The following is a 13,624-nucleotide window of genomic DNA, read 5'->3' on the forward strand; positions in this document are numbered from 1 at the left end:
AGCGTCAGCGGCAGATGTTTTTTGCGCGAAAGCGAAGCGTCAGCGGCACGAGGTTGGTCCTCAGGGGTTTTACAGGATGTGAAGTTTTTAGCCTGAGTTCCTCTATTTCAGTAGATGCTTGGAAAAGGAACCACATCGGCTTTCATCCCACTGACTTCATGAGGTGAAAGTCTTCTGCTGAATAATGAAGATAAAAATGCGAGTCCATTGTAGCGGACTCGCATTTTTTAATATTCATTTTCTTCGCTGTTCTCTGATTCCAATATTAAAATAATTGTATGAATAAAAAAACCAGCTAGAATCATAAGGAAAACTAAATACCAATTATATGGTTGATGATAGTATTCTGCTATACCAATTGCCATGAATGCACTTATGATAATTGCTACAAATGTACCAAAAGTCTGCATTGTAACACTCCTTCATGAAAGCAAAAAATAATTTTCCACTTTAGTATGTCACAGTTTATTTTTAATATACTTGCAAAACATTAGATTTTATCTTCTTATTCAAAAAAATTTAACAAAAAAATAAGAAAGTGTCATCCACTGCGATGACACTTTCTTATTTTTTCATACCTTAAGACCTTTCATCCTTAACCTTCAAAATTAATATTATCGTATTAATGAAAAATCCTATTACGATTATTAATATAAATAGGTACCAATGGAGTGGCTGTCCGTAAACACTCCCTACTAAAAATGCCAGCACCGCACTTAACAAAATACCTACCCAAACACCAATCTCCATACCTTTTCACCTCACATGTATTCACTACACATGCAATTTCTTTCTCATGTTCCCCATTATATTTTCTATTCTCTCTTTATCCATCTTTATAAAATTTAGGCTGATCACCATAACGTGGGGTTGATTTCCGTTCTGGCCAGGAGGTTTCCTCGGAGCGTAAGGGTAAAAAATGTTTTCTCTGAGAGCGTAGCAGCAGCTGCGCTCTAGGATCTCGGGCCAACAGATGTCTTTTGCGCGAAAGCGAAGCGTCAGCGGCACCGAAGTTGGTCACGAAGGCTTTATCACAGGACGTGATGGTTTTAGCCCTCGTTCCTCTATTGCTGATTCACAAGGAGTCACCCAACCCCACTCGATTTACATGGCATATGTTTGGTGTTGAAAAAATTTTTTAAAAGCCGTTCCTCTTTTACAGACTACTCGTTATTACTAATATATGCTTAGCATTTTTTAATTGTGAATTTCTTTCATTAAAATTGAACATGTCTACAATACCATCATGCATATACTGTCTGCGAGGAGGAGTGAAAATCGCCGTTATAAAGACAAATGATGCACAAACAGCCATGCTTGCAAGGCTTATGCGCTCTGAGGCAGAAGGTGAAGGAATTTTAGGTTGCTAATGGTCAGCAATGTTGGCGTCAATCGTGTACGAGCCGATTGTTTAGATTTTACGGATGTTCGTACAATTGAACAAATGCTTTTTCAGCGTTCTGGGGCCTTTGAAGCGACACAAAAAAGCTATTTTTATCAACGAGCACGTGACCAAAGCCTTCGATTAGAGAAGAGAGCTATTCAAGGCGAAAGATTCCATTCGGCGACTTGTTCGCTATGGTTTTTCAGACCTGAGGGAGATTGTCCAGCACAATGGTATAGTCAGTGGAACACGGGAAGATTCAAAGCACATTGCTTCTTCTCGCCAACCGAAGAAGATTGTCCTCAAATCTAAAAGAAAGAAGGTTGATAACTTATGATGCCTTATTATTGGACACCGACAACGCAACAACAAATGCCTCCACAGGTAATGCCTCCACAGACGACTGGAGCACGACCACCTGGACGGGAGCAATCGTATATTGAAAATATTTTTCGTTTGAATCGCGGAAAGCCTGGTACTTTCCATTTTTCCTTCGAGCATGCAGTTGAGCCAGGAAAAAACACGAAAATAGTGCGAGGCGTTGTAGAAGCTGCTGGTCGAGACCATGTTATTTTACGGGAACTCAAATCGAATCATCGTTTCCTATTCCCAATGATTTACTTTGATTTTGCTGAATATGATGAAGAAATGGCTTATTTTAACCAAAATCCATAATTGAAGTGACTTTTCAAAAGTCTTCTAATTCATATTTTCTTATATGGTAAAATTCCACTCCTCTAAATGCGAGAGTAAGAAAAGAGCAAAATCAATGAGTAGCGTTGCATTGCAAGTTTCGCTAGACTCCAAATTGGGTTTCGTATCCTTGTTTGCGTCATAAATGTTTTTCGAATGAAAAAGAGGAATCTACTTGGATATTTGCCATTAAATCAAAAGAATTGGCATGTTAGGATACCTCCTAGCATGCCAATTTTTATGTAAAGCTCAAGCCTTTGGGAGAGCTTGTTATTAATTTTCTTGTAAAAACTGCAATGTTGCTTTTCCTAATGTTTTGGCAGCAATCAACATTGCACGTTCATCAAAGTCAAAGCGTGCATGATGGTGAGGATATGCCACTTCCCACTCTGGCTTTTTAGCACCTGTGAAGAAAAATGTACCTGGTACATTCTCTAAATAATACGCAAAGTCCTCTCCAATCATAAATGGTGGGCACGTTATAATATTTTCTACTCCTGGTACATCTGCTGCAAGTTGTGCAATAAATTCCGTTTCTTTCACATGGTTGTAAACAGGTGGGTAGCCTCTTGTATAACGATAATCATAGCTTGCACCAAAAGCCAAACAAGTGGCATTCAAAACGGCCTCAAGTTCTTGCTCCAATTGTTTACGTACCTGCTCTTCAAAAGTACGGACTGTTCCAGCTAATACTACCCGTTCGGCAATAACATTGAAAGGATTAATCGCCTCCAAATGACCAATTGTTAAGACGGCTGATTTTAATGGATCAATACGTCGAGATACAATCTGCTGTGCATTGACTACAAACTGTGAAGCAAGAGTAACTGCATCAATAGAATGATGAGGCTCCGCACCGTGACCACCTTTGCCATGAATCGTAATTTCCACTTTATCCGCAGCAGCCATAATTGCTCCATCTCTCACCAATATATCCCCTAACGGTGTTGGTGCCCATAAATGTGTACCGAAAATAACATCTACCCCATCTAGACAGCCATCTTCAATCATAGGCTTTGCCCCACCTGGTGCCATTTCTTCTGCATGCTGATGGATAAATACTACATTGCCTGCAATGTCATCCTTTATTGCATTAAGTGCTTTAGCAAGCCCTAGTAATGTTGCAGTATGACCATCATGTCCACATGCATGCATTTTACCATCTACTTTTGACTTATAAGGGACTTCATTTTCCTCCTGAATTGCCAGTGCATCAAAATCAGCGCGCAACGCCACTGTTTTACCTGGCTTCCCTCCCCGTAGAGTAGCAACAACACCACGTTCACCTACATGCTCACGAACCTCATGTCCGAGCGCACGATGAAAAGCAGCTACATATGCTGGAGTTTCAACTTCCTCAAAGGATACTTCCGGATATTCATGTAGATGACGACGAATCGCTACCATTTCATCATAATTATTATCTAGCAAAGTAAAAAGCTTCTCCATATCACAAAACCTCACTTCCGATTTGTCGAACTTATTTGATAATAATAGTTTACTATAAATCCTTACAAAAACAATAGGAATTAAAACTATCCATTCTATAGAAATTATATTGTTCATTACGAAGAAAAATTCTCTTGATCCGTTACTAGTAGTTTCTAAAAAATAAAAACTCCCTCACACATAGTGCAAAGGAGTAACTTTGTATATTCAACTTTTATCGAGCATGTTTAAGGGCAGAAACTATAATTAGAACCCAGCCAGCTAAAAATAGAACACCACCAATTGGTGTGATGGCACCTAGAACTTTCACGCCGCTGATTGCCAGTACATATAAGCTTCCAGAAAAGAAGACGATACCTAAGTTGAAAAAGATTCCAGCTAAATTTAATTGCTTTACTTCACCTAGTAGTCTTGAGCTCATCAATATGCCAATCACAAGTAAAGCAGTGGCATGAAACATTTGGTACTGAACAGCTGTTTCCCAAATTCCGCGACTATAATCGTCTAGAACCTCTTTTAAAGCATGTGCACCGAATGCACCCAATGCCACTGCTAAAAAGCCGTGGAGTGCACCTGTTACGATAAATTTTTTCATATCATTTTCCCTACCTTTTATCAATTTCGCCTTGGCGTATTGTAGCTGTCGCTTTGCTTTCACCTACAAGAAATTTTTCCACCTGCGCTACACTTTCGAGCAGCAATGGTCCGTATTTTGAATTGTGCTTAGGCCTGCAGATGTCTTTTGCGCGAAAGCGTAGCGGCAGCAGCACCGATGCAGGTCAGTTAGCCGTTTTCGCAGGATGCGAAGATTTAGGCTAACATCCTTGTATTTATTCATGTCAAAATCAGTGACATCCGCCGGAGGCTTTGGGCCAACAAATGTTTTTTGTGGTCACTCAGTCATTGCCACAGGACGTGGCGTTCTTAGACTGGGTTCTTCAATTTCAGTAGGTGTTGAGACACCTACTGAAATTGAACCACATCCGCATTCATCTTGCCACCTTCAGAGGTGGGAGTCTTCGCTAAATGAAGATAATTAAAAGTCAAAAATTGAATCACCATTTGCTCCGTCTTCTTCTTCAATTTTTGCTGTATATAAGCTTGCTTGCTTTGGCTCTGACACTAGCATTTGTGGCACATGTTTTGACTGGGCTTTAGAGATGCCGTCAGATGAGTCTAATACCACATCACATAATGCACGGATTGCTGTTAAGGCTTCACGAATTTGTTGTTCGTCGCCAGTATTTTTGACACCAGATAATTGTTTTTCAAGTTGTTGAATAACGGCTTGATAAGGAATCATTGCATTCTCCCACTTTCTGTTTTTGGCACAAATTTTAGACAGTCTGTGCCAGAGGATTGTTTAACAACAACAGATGGTATTTGCTTCGTTTTAAAGCCATATGCTACACAGGCCCGTGGAGTTTGCGGGTCCCACGTTACTTTAAAATATTGACACTTGAAACAATTTACATTCATCGTTGTCCCTCACTTTCTTCTATTATTAACTGTAACATGAAACGATGAATGCATGTGCATCAATTTCGCCTTGGTGTAATTGTAGCTGTCGCTTCACTTTCGCTACAGAAAAACAATGTTGCTGTCGCTTTGTTTTTGCTACAAAAACATTTCTGAATGAATATAAACGATTTGTGCCAACCTATGTTAGACTCCAATCAATTGGTTGCTCTCCCCATTCCACTAACTGTGTATTGATCTTCGAATATGGTTTACTGCCGAAAAAACCTCTATAAGCACTAAGCGGACTTGGATGTGGCGCTTCTAAAATTAAATGCGGTGTTGAGTATTTGCGAATTAATAGCTTTTTTCGTTGCGCTGGTTTACCCCAAAGTACAAAAATAATAGGTTTATCTCTAGATGCTAATTTATCGATGACAGCATCCGTAAATTGCTCCCATCCTTGTTCTTTATGAGAATTCGCCTGACCTGCTCGAACAGTTAATACAGTGTTTAATAACATTACTCCCTGCTGTGCCCATTTTGTTAATGTTCCGTTTTGAGGGATTGGACAGCCAAGATCATCCTGTAATTCCTTTAGCATATTTCGGAGGCTTGGTGGATGTGGGATTCCCGGCATGACCGAAAAGCTTAATCCATGTGCTTGGTTTGGTCCATGATACGGATCTTGACCTAAAATTACGACCTTTACATCATGATAAGCCGTCGTATAAAATGCATTCATTATGTCATTTATCGGAGGATAAATTGTTTCTGTTGAATATTCATCCGCTACAAATTGACGCAGCTTTGTGTAATATGTCTTTTCTATTTCTTCTGTAAGTATTGCTCGCCAATCATTCGGGAAATCTTCTTTCATCGTAATATAAGCCCCTTTCTCTTCTTACAACGGTACAAAAAAATAATGTTGAATTCAAGTATCCAGTCCAACTATGTCTTGGCATAATTGCGTCTAGAATCGGCTTTGTACTTTGGCCTGAAAGTGTTTTTTGCGCGAAAGCGTAGCGGCAGCGGCAGAACACCCTCTGAAATAGAGGAACTCAGTCTAAGAACGCAGCGTCCCGTGACAATTTATCTGTGCGAAAGCGAAGCGACAGCAACAACAACACACGACTGAGTGACCAACATCATGTTACTGACGCTAAGTTGCACTGCGCTTTCGCACAAAAAACATCTGTTGGCCCAAAGCCTCCGGCGGATGTCACAGAATCAAGAAGTTAAACTGGCCCTCTAAAAATATCTAATTCTGACTATTTTTATAGCATCAGAATAGGACTATACTAGATGGTAATTTTAAAACTTTTATCTATAAAGGAGATATTCCACATGGCTCTTAAGAAAACCTTAACGATCGCTGGTTCAGATACATCAGGTGGCGCAGGTATGCAAGCTGATCTTAAAACATTTCAGGAACACGGCACATATGGCATGGTAGCATTAACAGTTGTCGTAACAATGGATCCAAACGGTTGGACTCATAACGTAACGCCATTACCTACAGAGCTTTTGCAAAAACAAATTGATACTGCTCTTTCAACAGGCATTGACGCCGTAAAGACTGGTATGCTATCAACGGAAGAAATTATTCGTATCGCAGGTGATGCTATCGCAAAATCTGGTACGACAAATGTTGTCATTGATCCTGTAATGGTATGTAAGGGAGAAGATGAAGTATTGAACCCTGGCAATACGGATGCAATGATTCAACATCTTTTACCATTAGCTGCAGTTACAACACCTAACTTGTTTGAGGCTGGGCAATTAGCTGGAACTGGAACACCAAAAACTATCGAGGAAATGAAAATAGCAGCTCGTAAAATTCACGACCTTGGTGCTAAAGCTGTTGTGATTAAAGGTGGAAAAGCGTTAGCTACTGAAAAAGCAACTGACTTATTCTTCGACGGTGTAAAATTCTACTTATTAGAATCTGAAAAAGTCGCTTCTACTTATAATCATGGGGCTGGCTGTACATTTGCTGCTTCAGTAACAGCAAACCTTGCAAACGGTCTTTCAGTACAAGAGGCTGTAATTGAAGCAAAAGAATTTGTTTCAGCAGCAATCGCTCACGGTTGGGCATTGAATGACTATGTAGGACCAGTTATGCACGGTGCAAAATCTCGTTTTGGCGCACCACAAGTAACAGTAACAGAAATTTAAATATGAAGAGGCATCTGATTAGTTTCAGATGCCTCATTTACATATAGTAGTTCTCAATCATTTCGAGCAATCCCATGGATCGTTCATCGAAATGAATTGAGCCAATGCCTTACTTTCCTTTTTACGCTCTGCACGCACCTTTGCTCGTTCAGATGCAGTTTCATGTAGCTTTGTCTCCTCTACTGTTTCTGGAATGACAAATGGAACTGGGGTTGGTTTATTATTTTCATCTAATGCAACAAAAGTTAATAACGCTGTTGCCGCTACCTTACGTTCTCCCGTTTTCAAATTCTCTGAAATGACCTTTACGAAAACTTCCATTGAAGATGTCCCTGTCCACGTTACATAAGATTCGAAATAGACAGAATCGGTCGGGCGTATTGGATGCAGGAAGTCTACAGAATCCGTTGAGGCCGTCACACAATCTCTACGACTATGTTTAGCAGCGGAAATTGAAGCTACTAGATCGATGTCACTCATTAACCGACCGCCAAACAGTGTATTATGATTATTAATATCATTCGGAAAAACTCGACTTGTACGCATAACTCTAGATTCTTTACAATATTTAAAGTCTTTGTTCACATCCATTCCCCCTAAAACAACTGTTTATTTCTACATATTGATTTATTTTTCCATGAAAATCAATTTAAATACCAGAAAGTTATGAATATTTTTTCGGCAGAGGTTTAAGGTTTATTTCTTCAAATGCTCAGGACAAGATACACTACTACTTCATATGTCATATATTAGCTTTATATGGGAGGGAGAAAAATGGCAAGACGTAGACAACAACAAGATCCAGCAGCTCCAAATACACAAGCAAGTTTCCTAGGTGGTCAAGAAGCAAGTCTCCTAGGTGAAGACACAGGTGTCCAAGGTGGAAATATAACCTCTACGAAAGTAGAAATAATATCTTCAATGGTTTTGACAATAGGGTATTCATTAGCAACCCTCTCCAACATTTTAGCATTGCAGGAAGAAGAGGCAATGGAACAATCAAGATCATCAGACGCGCAAAATCAAAATGTACTTTTTAGACAAATGCATAGGCATCTATCACATCTCAACAATCGTCTAGATTCCATTGAACGAAAAATGAACCGATATTAATAAATACATACCCAAAAATACCGCTAATTATAAAAAGCCGCGATTCTCCGTCATAAAAGAGAATCGCGGCTTTTTACCATACTATGATAATGAGCTTTCAGTCTTCTTCCCTAATTACAGCTATACATATCAATGTTGAAGGAACGTCATCTATTGTACCAAGATAGAATTCGTATTACCTAGTTTAAAATTCCCTTCAACATTATGCGCTGCCTTTCCGTCAGTTAAGGAAGAAATCATGTTCAGTATCTTTTCATTTGTGAAACCGTATACAAAACAAAACGACACATTTTGTACAAAATTGCTTTCACACTCATTATATTGATATATTTCTATATTTTTTTCAAGAATATTGCTTAAAAATCTTCATAGATTAATAAATGCAATCAAGAATGCGTTCGGAGACTTTAGATCAGCGGATTTTTTTGCGAAAGCGGAGCGCAGCCACAACATAGTTTCATCTAGGCGTTTCACAGGATAAGAAGTTCTTAGCCTGAGTTTTAGTGGATGTTTGAGGCCCGCTGAAAAAAGTTGAACAAGCCCTAGAGACTCCTTTAAGGGGAAGTTTATTGATGATGTTGTGCTACATAGGCATTCAATTTCCCTTTGTGAATTATTTTTACTATACTTAAAGGAGAAATAATCGAGAGGAGTGTTAAGATGCAAGAAGTAGAAGTAAAGACGTTGCAGGAATTATTGAATTCTTTCGCCAACAAAGACGTTTATATTCATCTTGAGACGACGAACGGTTCTTATGCAGCACACTATGATGAGAAATTTTTCAATGCAGGTGCTTTTATTCGCAATGCTAAAATCAACTATGAGCTTGCTAAAGTGGTTGATGATTCACCCCATCGTGTTGGATTAAAAATGGCACATGGCTGGGTTTATGCTCAAGGCATCACACATTTTGAATTAGATGATTTAGGCCGTTTATTAATGGCTGGACTAGACTACTCAGGTAAATTGGCGATTGCACTCGAAATTAGCGAAACGCCATTTTCTTATTAAGGGGGACGACTTTTTGAATTTACAACCACAACGTCATATTTTAATTGTTTACCCTCACCCAGATGATGAGGCTTTTTCAGTTGCCGGAACAATTGCCTATTATACAAAGAAGATGAATACACCTGTTACATATGCCTGTTTAACTTTAGGTGAAATGGGTCGTAATTTAGGAAATCCACCTTTTGCAACACGTGAATCTTTGCCAGAAATTCGACGTAAGGAGCTTGTTGCGGCAGCAGAGGCTATGGGAATACAAGATTTACGTATGCTTGGTTTCCGTGATAAAACAATTGAATTTGAAGATGATGAAAAAATGGTAAAGCTTGTTGAAGGTTTAATAGAAGAATTAATGCCTTCTCTTATTTTTACATTCTTACCTGGTTTCGCAGTGCATCCTGACCATGAGGCAACAGCTCGTGCCGTAGTAGAAGCTGTTCGTCGTATGCCAAAAGCTGCACGTCCACAAGTATTAGGTTGTGCCTTCGCAAATGATACAATTGAAAAAAATGGTGAGCCACATGTCGTCAACGATATCCGTGAAATGAAGATGGATAAAATTGAAGCATTAAAAGCACATGCATCCCAAACTGCTTGGATGATGCAAGAAACAGAAAAACGTGTCGATAACGGTGAGCCAATGAGTGAAAGCTGGCTTAATATTGAAAAATTCTATATTATCAATCCTGATCAATATGTAAAATAACAATAAATGCTTTTACAACAACAAAACGGTTCTGTCCTCTTTCTTCATTGAGAACAGAACCGTTTTATATTATGCGACCCTCATCTTTTTTAAAAAATGAATAATGAAAGTTATAGAGAAAATAATAATTAACACAACAAAAAACATATAATGTGGAACGTGAATACCGATTACGCTCGCTAACATTTTCAGTGCAATAATTCCAATAATAATAAATGCTGTCGCCTCTAATTCAGGTATTTTTTCAATAATGATTAAAAATAAACCTGCAATAGTTCTCATCATTAAAATACCTAACATTCCCCCGATTAGTAATATCCAAATTTGATTGGATATCGCAAAAGCGGCAAAAATTGCGTCAATCGAAAAGGCAATATCCATCAGTTCAACAGAAATTACCGTAGCCCAAAATGTTCCAAAAAGACGAACCAACAACCCTGTTTTTTTCATCTCCTTGGCACTATCTGCTTCCCCAATCTGTAAGAAATGAGCGACACATAGCCAACCTAAATACAAGGCTCCTAGTAATTTAATAAACCAAAATTCTACCAAATAAACACCTATCCCAATAAATAAAAATCGGAAAAAATAGGCCCCCAACATACCGTACATTAATGCTCGTTTGCGTTGCTTGTTTGGCAAATGCTTCACTAGTACCGCCAATACAAGTGCGTTGTCTGCCGAAAGTAAACCTTCTATTATAATTAGTGTTGATATTAACCCCCAAGATACAGGGTCAGATAAGATCTCTTTCCACATTTCCCAATTAAAAAATTGCATGTATGTAGATAGAATTCCTTGAATGATTTCCAATTACATACCCTCCTACTTGTCCTAAGGTATTCTAGTATATGCTTGACCATTTTCGTTATGAGGAAATGTGTGCATCCTTTATTTCTACAAAAAATTCTCGAAGAAATTTAATTATTCTCCTTTTTGTAGGTACATATATAAAATAGACACCGAAAATTTAGAATTTACTAAAAATTAATAACAAAATGCTTATAATATGTGCTATCATAGATAAATGTTTTATACGGATAACGGAGGATGAATATTATGGAAGCTGCTGACACTAGAACTGTGCAAGTAGAAAATATCTTGATTGCACATCATTTCTTAAAAGACGTAGTGGTGCACACGCCGCTACAAAAAAATGACTATTTATCCGAGAAATACGGAGCTAATATTTATTTTAAACGCGAAGATTTACAGCACGTACGCTCATTTAAACTTCGTGGTGCCTATTATAAGATTAAAAAAATTGAAGAAGAGGCTCGTAAATCTGGCGTTGTTTGCGCAAGCGCAGGCAATCATGCCCAAGGTGTTGCCTATGCCTGTGCACAATTGAAAATTCAAGCAAGTATTTTTATGCCTCAAACAACACCTAAGCAAAAAATTGACCAAGTGCGTATGTTTGGTCGTGATTATGTAGAAATTATTTTAGCAGGTGATACCTTTGATGATGCTGCAGAAAGTGCATTTGCTTACTGTGATGAACACGAGAAAATCTTTATTCACCCATTTGATGATTTTGATGTCATTGCTGGACAAGGAACGGTCGCAGTTGAAATTATGAATGACATGGAGGAACCGATTGATTACGTGTTTGGTAGTATTGGTGGCGGTGGCTTAATGTCAGGTGTTTCTGCCTATGTGAAAAACCTCTCCCCTAATAGTAAAATTATCGGTGTAGAGCCTGCTGGGGCGGGCAGTATGAAGGCTGCATTTGCAGAAGGCGGTGCAGTGGCACTTGATTGGATCGACAAATTCGTAGATGGTGCTGCCGTAAAGTGCGTCGGTAATCACACATATGATGTTTGTCGTCGCTACTTAGATGACATCGTACTAGTACCAGAAGGAAAAGTATGTACAACAATTTTAGATCTTTACAATAAACACGCCATTATCGCAGAGCCTGCAGGAGCATTATCAGTAGCAGCACTCGACTCTTATAAAGAGGAGATTAAAGGTAAATCAGTCGTTATCATCATTAGTGGTGGTAATAATGACATCGGCCGTATGCAGGAGATTAAAGAGAAATCTTTAATTCACGAAGGATTACTATACTACTTCATCGTTAACTTCCCACAGCGTGCAGGCGCGCTTCGCCAATTCCTAACAAGCGTTCTAGGACCAAATGATGACATTACAACCTTCGAATACACAAAGAAAAACAACAAAGAAAGTGGTCCTGCCTTAGTCGGTATCGAGCTTGGCAATCGCGAAGATTACGAAGGATTACTAGCACGTATGAGTGAATTCGGCTTCAAATACAAAGAAGTAAACAACGACATTCAACTATTTGGCTTACTAGTCTAATATAAAGGGTCACACTTGCTATGTAAGTGTGGCTTTTTTAGGTTTATCGGGGTACTTTTGATTGCTTATCTACCAACTTTTTATGTTTATCGACCAACTTTTTTAGTTTATCTACCAACTTTTTCGATTTATCGACTAACTTTTTAAATTTATCACCTAACTTTCAAAAAATATCGACATGCGACACTATCTGACCGCACTGATAGTTTCGTCGCTTATATTTAATCTAATAGTTTAGCAGGAATTACATAATTTCTATTCTTTTTTCCACCACTCACTTTAAGCTTTAACTTTTTCAATAAATAATAAGCTACCCTCTCTGAGTCTATATCAAAAAAATTACGAAATTGAGCATTGGAAATATTGTTTCCCATCATTAACTGATAATCTTGTAATGCTACTAGCATCGATTTATTATCTGTCCGTTGACAATTGCTACAACGCCATTTCCCAAAGGAATACTGTAAAGCATACTGATACTCACACTGCCAGCATAGTGCCCCTTTTCTTAGTTCACCCCAGTCAATATCTGGTAGCCATTGCGTTGGTTCATGCTTCTTTAAGATGTGTTCAGCGATATGCTTCAAATCTTTTTCACTTATACAGATTTCTGAATGTCGTAAAAACAGCTGTTCTACCTTTTCTGCCAGACCACTCACATGAATAATCGGTTGCGCTGACAAACTTGGCGTCATAATCATTTTCGGATTTGCAGAGACAATCATATATACAATCGGTATATGGTAGCCCGCTTTTTGAAAAATCTGACGCATAAATCTGGCATGCCGCTTCACTTGATCAAAGGGATTTCTAAAGCCATCTACTTTGCCATCAGAAGTAATTCGAACAAATTGATGATTATCTTCCATATATTCGACACTGCCCACGATATTTTTAATTTCCACTATTAAAACAAAATTTCTCGACATATATAATGTATCCATTTGATGTATTGCTCCACCTTCAGCTTTAAGCTGTACATCATGCAATAAATAATGCCTTTGCTCCAAATAGATTTCCTGCCATTCCTGATCTACTCTTTGCTCACCTGCATACCCTGCTCTTGTTCTATTTAGCATTTCTTGAAAGTAAGTAGACTTTGGGTGAGATTTCGGCAACCTCCTTTCAATCATTTCTAATGTGATTTGCTTCGATGAGACTTCCCGTTTTTTCAGCAGCATATTTTCACCTCCTTTAGCTAGATTATAATGCACTTTATCGTAAGAGTTTGCTTGTTTATCGAGAACTTTTGATTGTTTATCGACCAACTTTTTCGATTTATCTACCAACTTTTTTAATTTATCACCCAACTT

15 protein-coding genes and 1 pseudogene are annotated in these 13,624 nt (G+C 38.4%); 7 read left to right on the forward strand and 9 right to left on the reverse strand.

The window, feature by feature from the left end:
- Positions 1-227: 227 nt before the first annotated feature.
- Positions 228-410 (reverse strand): hypothetical protein, encoded by a 183-nt coding sequence (locus JNUCC51_RS08910; protein WP_337991684.1) that lies wholly within the window; start codon positions 408-410, stop codon positions 228-230.
- A 903-nt stretch (positions 411-1,313) separates the two neighbouring features.
- On the opposite strand from JNUCC51_RS08910, the pseudogene JNUCC51_RS08915 reads away from it, so the two are divergent.
- Positions 1,314-1,696, forward strand: a pseudogene (locus JNUCC51_RS08915) (cell wall hydrolase).
- Between the two features lie 21 nt (positions 1,697-1,717).
- A complete protein-coding gene (gene gerQ, locus JNUCC51_RS08920) occupies positions 1,718-2,059 on the forward strand; it encodes a spore coat protein GerQ (protein WP_082172840.1) in 342 nt (113 codons plus the stop codon).
- Positions 2,060-2,350: 291 nt separating this feature from the next.
- Here the strand turns inward: gerQ and JNUCC51_RS08925 are convergent, their stop codons facing one another.
- The 5 genes from JNUCC51_RS08925 to JNUCC51_RS08945 form a co-directional block, all read right to left on the reverse strand.
- On the reverse strand, positions 2,351-3,526 hold the full coding sequence (locus JNUCC51_RS08925; RefSeq protein WP_337991685.1) for a M20 family metallopeptidase: 1,176 nt from the start codon (positions 3,524-3,526) through the stop codon (positions 2,351-2,353).
- Positions 3,527-3,740: 214 nt separating this feature from the next.
- Positions 3,741-4,121: a DUF423 domain-containing protein gene (locus tag JNUCC51_RS08930; protein ID WP_337991686.1), complete on the reverse strand. Its 381-nt coding sequence runs from the start codon at positions 4,119-4,121 to the stop codon at positions 3,741-3,743.
- 441 nt (positions 4,122-4,562) lie between these two features.
- Positions 4,563-4,829 carry a YwdI family protein gene (locus tag JNUCC51_RS08935; RefSeq protein ID WP_337991687.1) on the reverse strand — a complete coding sequence of 89 codons (267 nt, stop codon included), beginning with the start codon at positions 4,827-4,829 and terminating at the stop codon, positions 4,563-4,565.
- Complete coding sequence (locus JNUCC51_RS08940) at positions 4,826-5,005, reverse strand: uracil-DNA glycosylase (protein ID WP_337991688.1); 180 nt, start codon at positions 5,003-5,005, stop codon at positions 4,826-4,828. Before JNUCC51_RS08940 ends, JNUCC51_RS08935 begins: the two co-directional genes overlap by 4 nt.
- 181 nt (positions 5,006-5,186) lie before the next feature.
- Complete coding sequence (locus JNUCC51_RS08945) at positions 5,187-5,864, reverse strand: uracil-DNA glycosylase (RefSeq protein ID WP_337991689.1); 678 nt, start codon at positions 5,862-5,864, stop codon at positions 5,187-5,189.
- Positions 5,865-6,331: 467 nt separating this feature from the next.
- On the opposite strand from JNUCC51_RS08945, the gene thiD reads away from it, so the two are divergent.
- Positions 6,332-7,162, forward strand: a complete 831-nt coding sequence (thiD, locus tag JNUCC51_RS08950) for a bifunctional hydroxymethylpyrimidine kinase/phosphomethylpyrimidine kinase (RefSeq protein ID WP_337991690.1) — start codon at positions 6,332-6,334, stop codon at positions 7,160-7,162.
- A gap of 57 nt (positions 7,163-7,219) precedes the next feature.
- Here thiD and JNUCC51_RS08955 read toward each other — a convergent pair whose 3' ends face one another.
- Positions 7,220-7,708: an acyl-CoA thioesterase gene (locus JNUCC51_RS08955; RefSeq protein WP_402770972.1), complete on the reverse strand. Its 489-nt coding sequence runs from the start codon at positions 7,706-7,708 to the stop codon at positions 7,220-7,222.
- Between the two features lie 228 nt (positions 7,709-7,936).
- Here JNUCC51_RS08955 and JNUCC51_RS08960 point away from each other — a divergent pair, with 228 nt between their 5' ends.
- The 3 genes from JNUCC51_RS08960 (at position 7,937) to bshB2 (ending at position 9,989) form a co-directional block, all read left to right on the forward strand.
- A complete protein-coding gene (locus JNUCC51_RS08960) occupies positions 7,937-8,275 on the forward strand; it encodes a hypothetical protein (RefSeq protein WP_337991692.1) in 339 nt (112 codons plus the stop codon).
- Positions 8,276-8,935: 660 nt separating this feature from the next.
- The gene (locus tag JNUCC51_RS08965) at positions 8,936-9,286 is read left to right on the forward strand and encodes a YojF family protein (RefSeq protein ID WP_337991693.1); all 351 of its coding nucleotides are present in this window, start codon (positions 8,936-8,938) and stop codon (positions 9,284-9,286) included.
- A gap of 13 nt (positions 9,287-9,299) precedes the next feature.
- The gene (gene bshB2, locus JNUCC51_RS08970) at positions 9,300-9,989 is read left to right on the forward strand and encodes a bacillithiol biosynthesis deacetylase BshB2 (protein WP_337991694.1); all 690 of its coding nucleotides are present in this window, start codon (positions 9,300-9,302) and stop codon (positions 9,987-9,989) included.
- Positions 9,990-10,058: 69 nt separating this feature from the next.
- Here the strand turns inward: bshB2 and JNUCC51_RS08975 are convergent, their stop codons facing one another.
- Positions 10,059-10,802: a TerC family protein gene (locus tag JNUCC51_RS08975; protein ID WP_337991695.1), complete on the reverse strand. Its 744-nt coding sequence runs from the start codon at positions 10,800-10,802 to the stop codon at positions 10,059-10,061.
- Positions 10,803-11,048: 246 nt separating this feature from the next.
- Between JNUCC51_RS08975 and ilvA the strand changes: the two genes are divergently transcribed.
- Entirely contained in the window at positions 11,049-12,311 is a 1,263-nt protein-coding gene (gene ilvA, locus JNUCC51_RS08980) for a threonine ammonia-lyase IlvA (protein ID WP_337991696.1), read from the forward strand.
- 221 nt (positions 12,312-12,532) lie between these two features.
- Here the strand turns inward: ilvA and JNUCC51_RS08985 are convergent, their stop codons facing one another.
- Positions 12,533-13,492 (reverse strand): nuclease-related domain-containing protein, encoded by a 960-nt coding sequence (locus tag JNUCC51_RS08985; protein ID WP_337991697.1) that lies wholly within the window; start codon positions 13,490-13,492, stop codon positions 12,533-12,535.
- Between the last annotated feature and the right edge of the window lie 132 nt (positions 13,493-13,624).

It is taken from the genome of Lysinibacillus sp. JNUCC 51 (assembly GCF_015999525.1).
Lineage (GTDB): Bacteria > Bacillota > Bacilli > Bacillales_A > Planococcaceae > Lysinibacillus > Lysinibacillus xylanilyticus.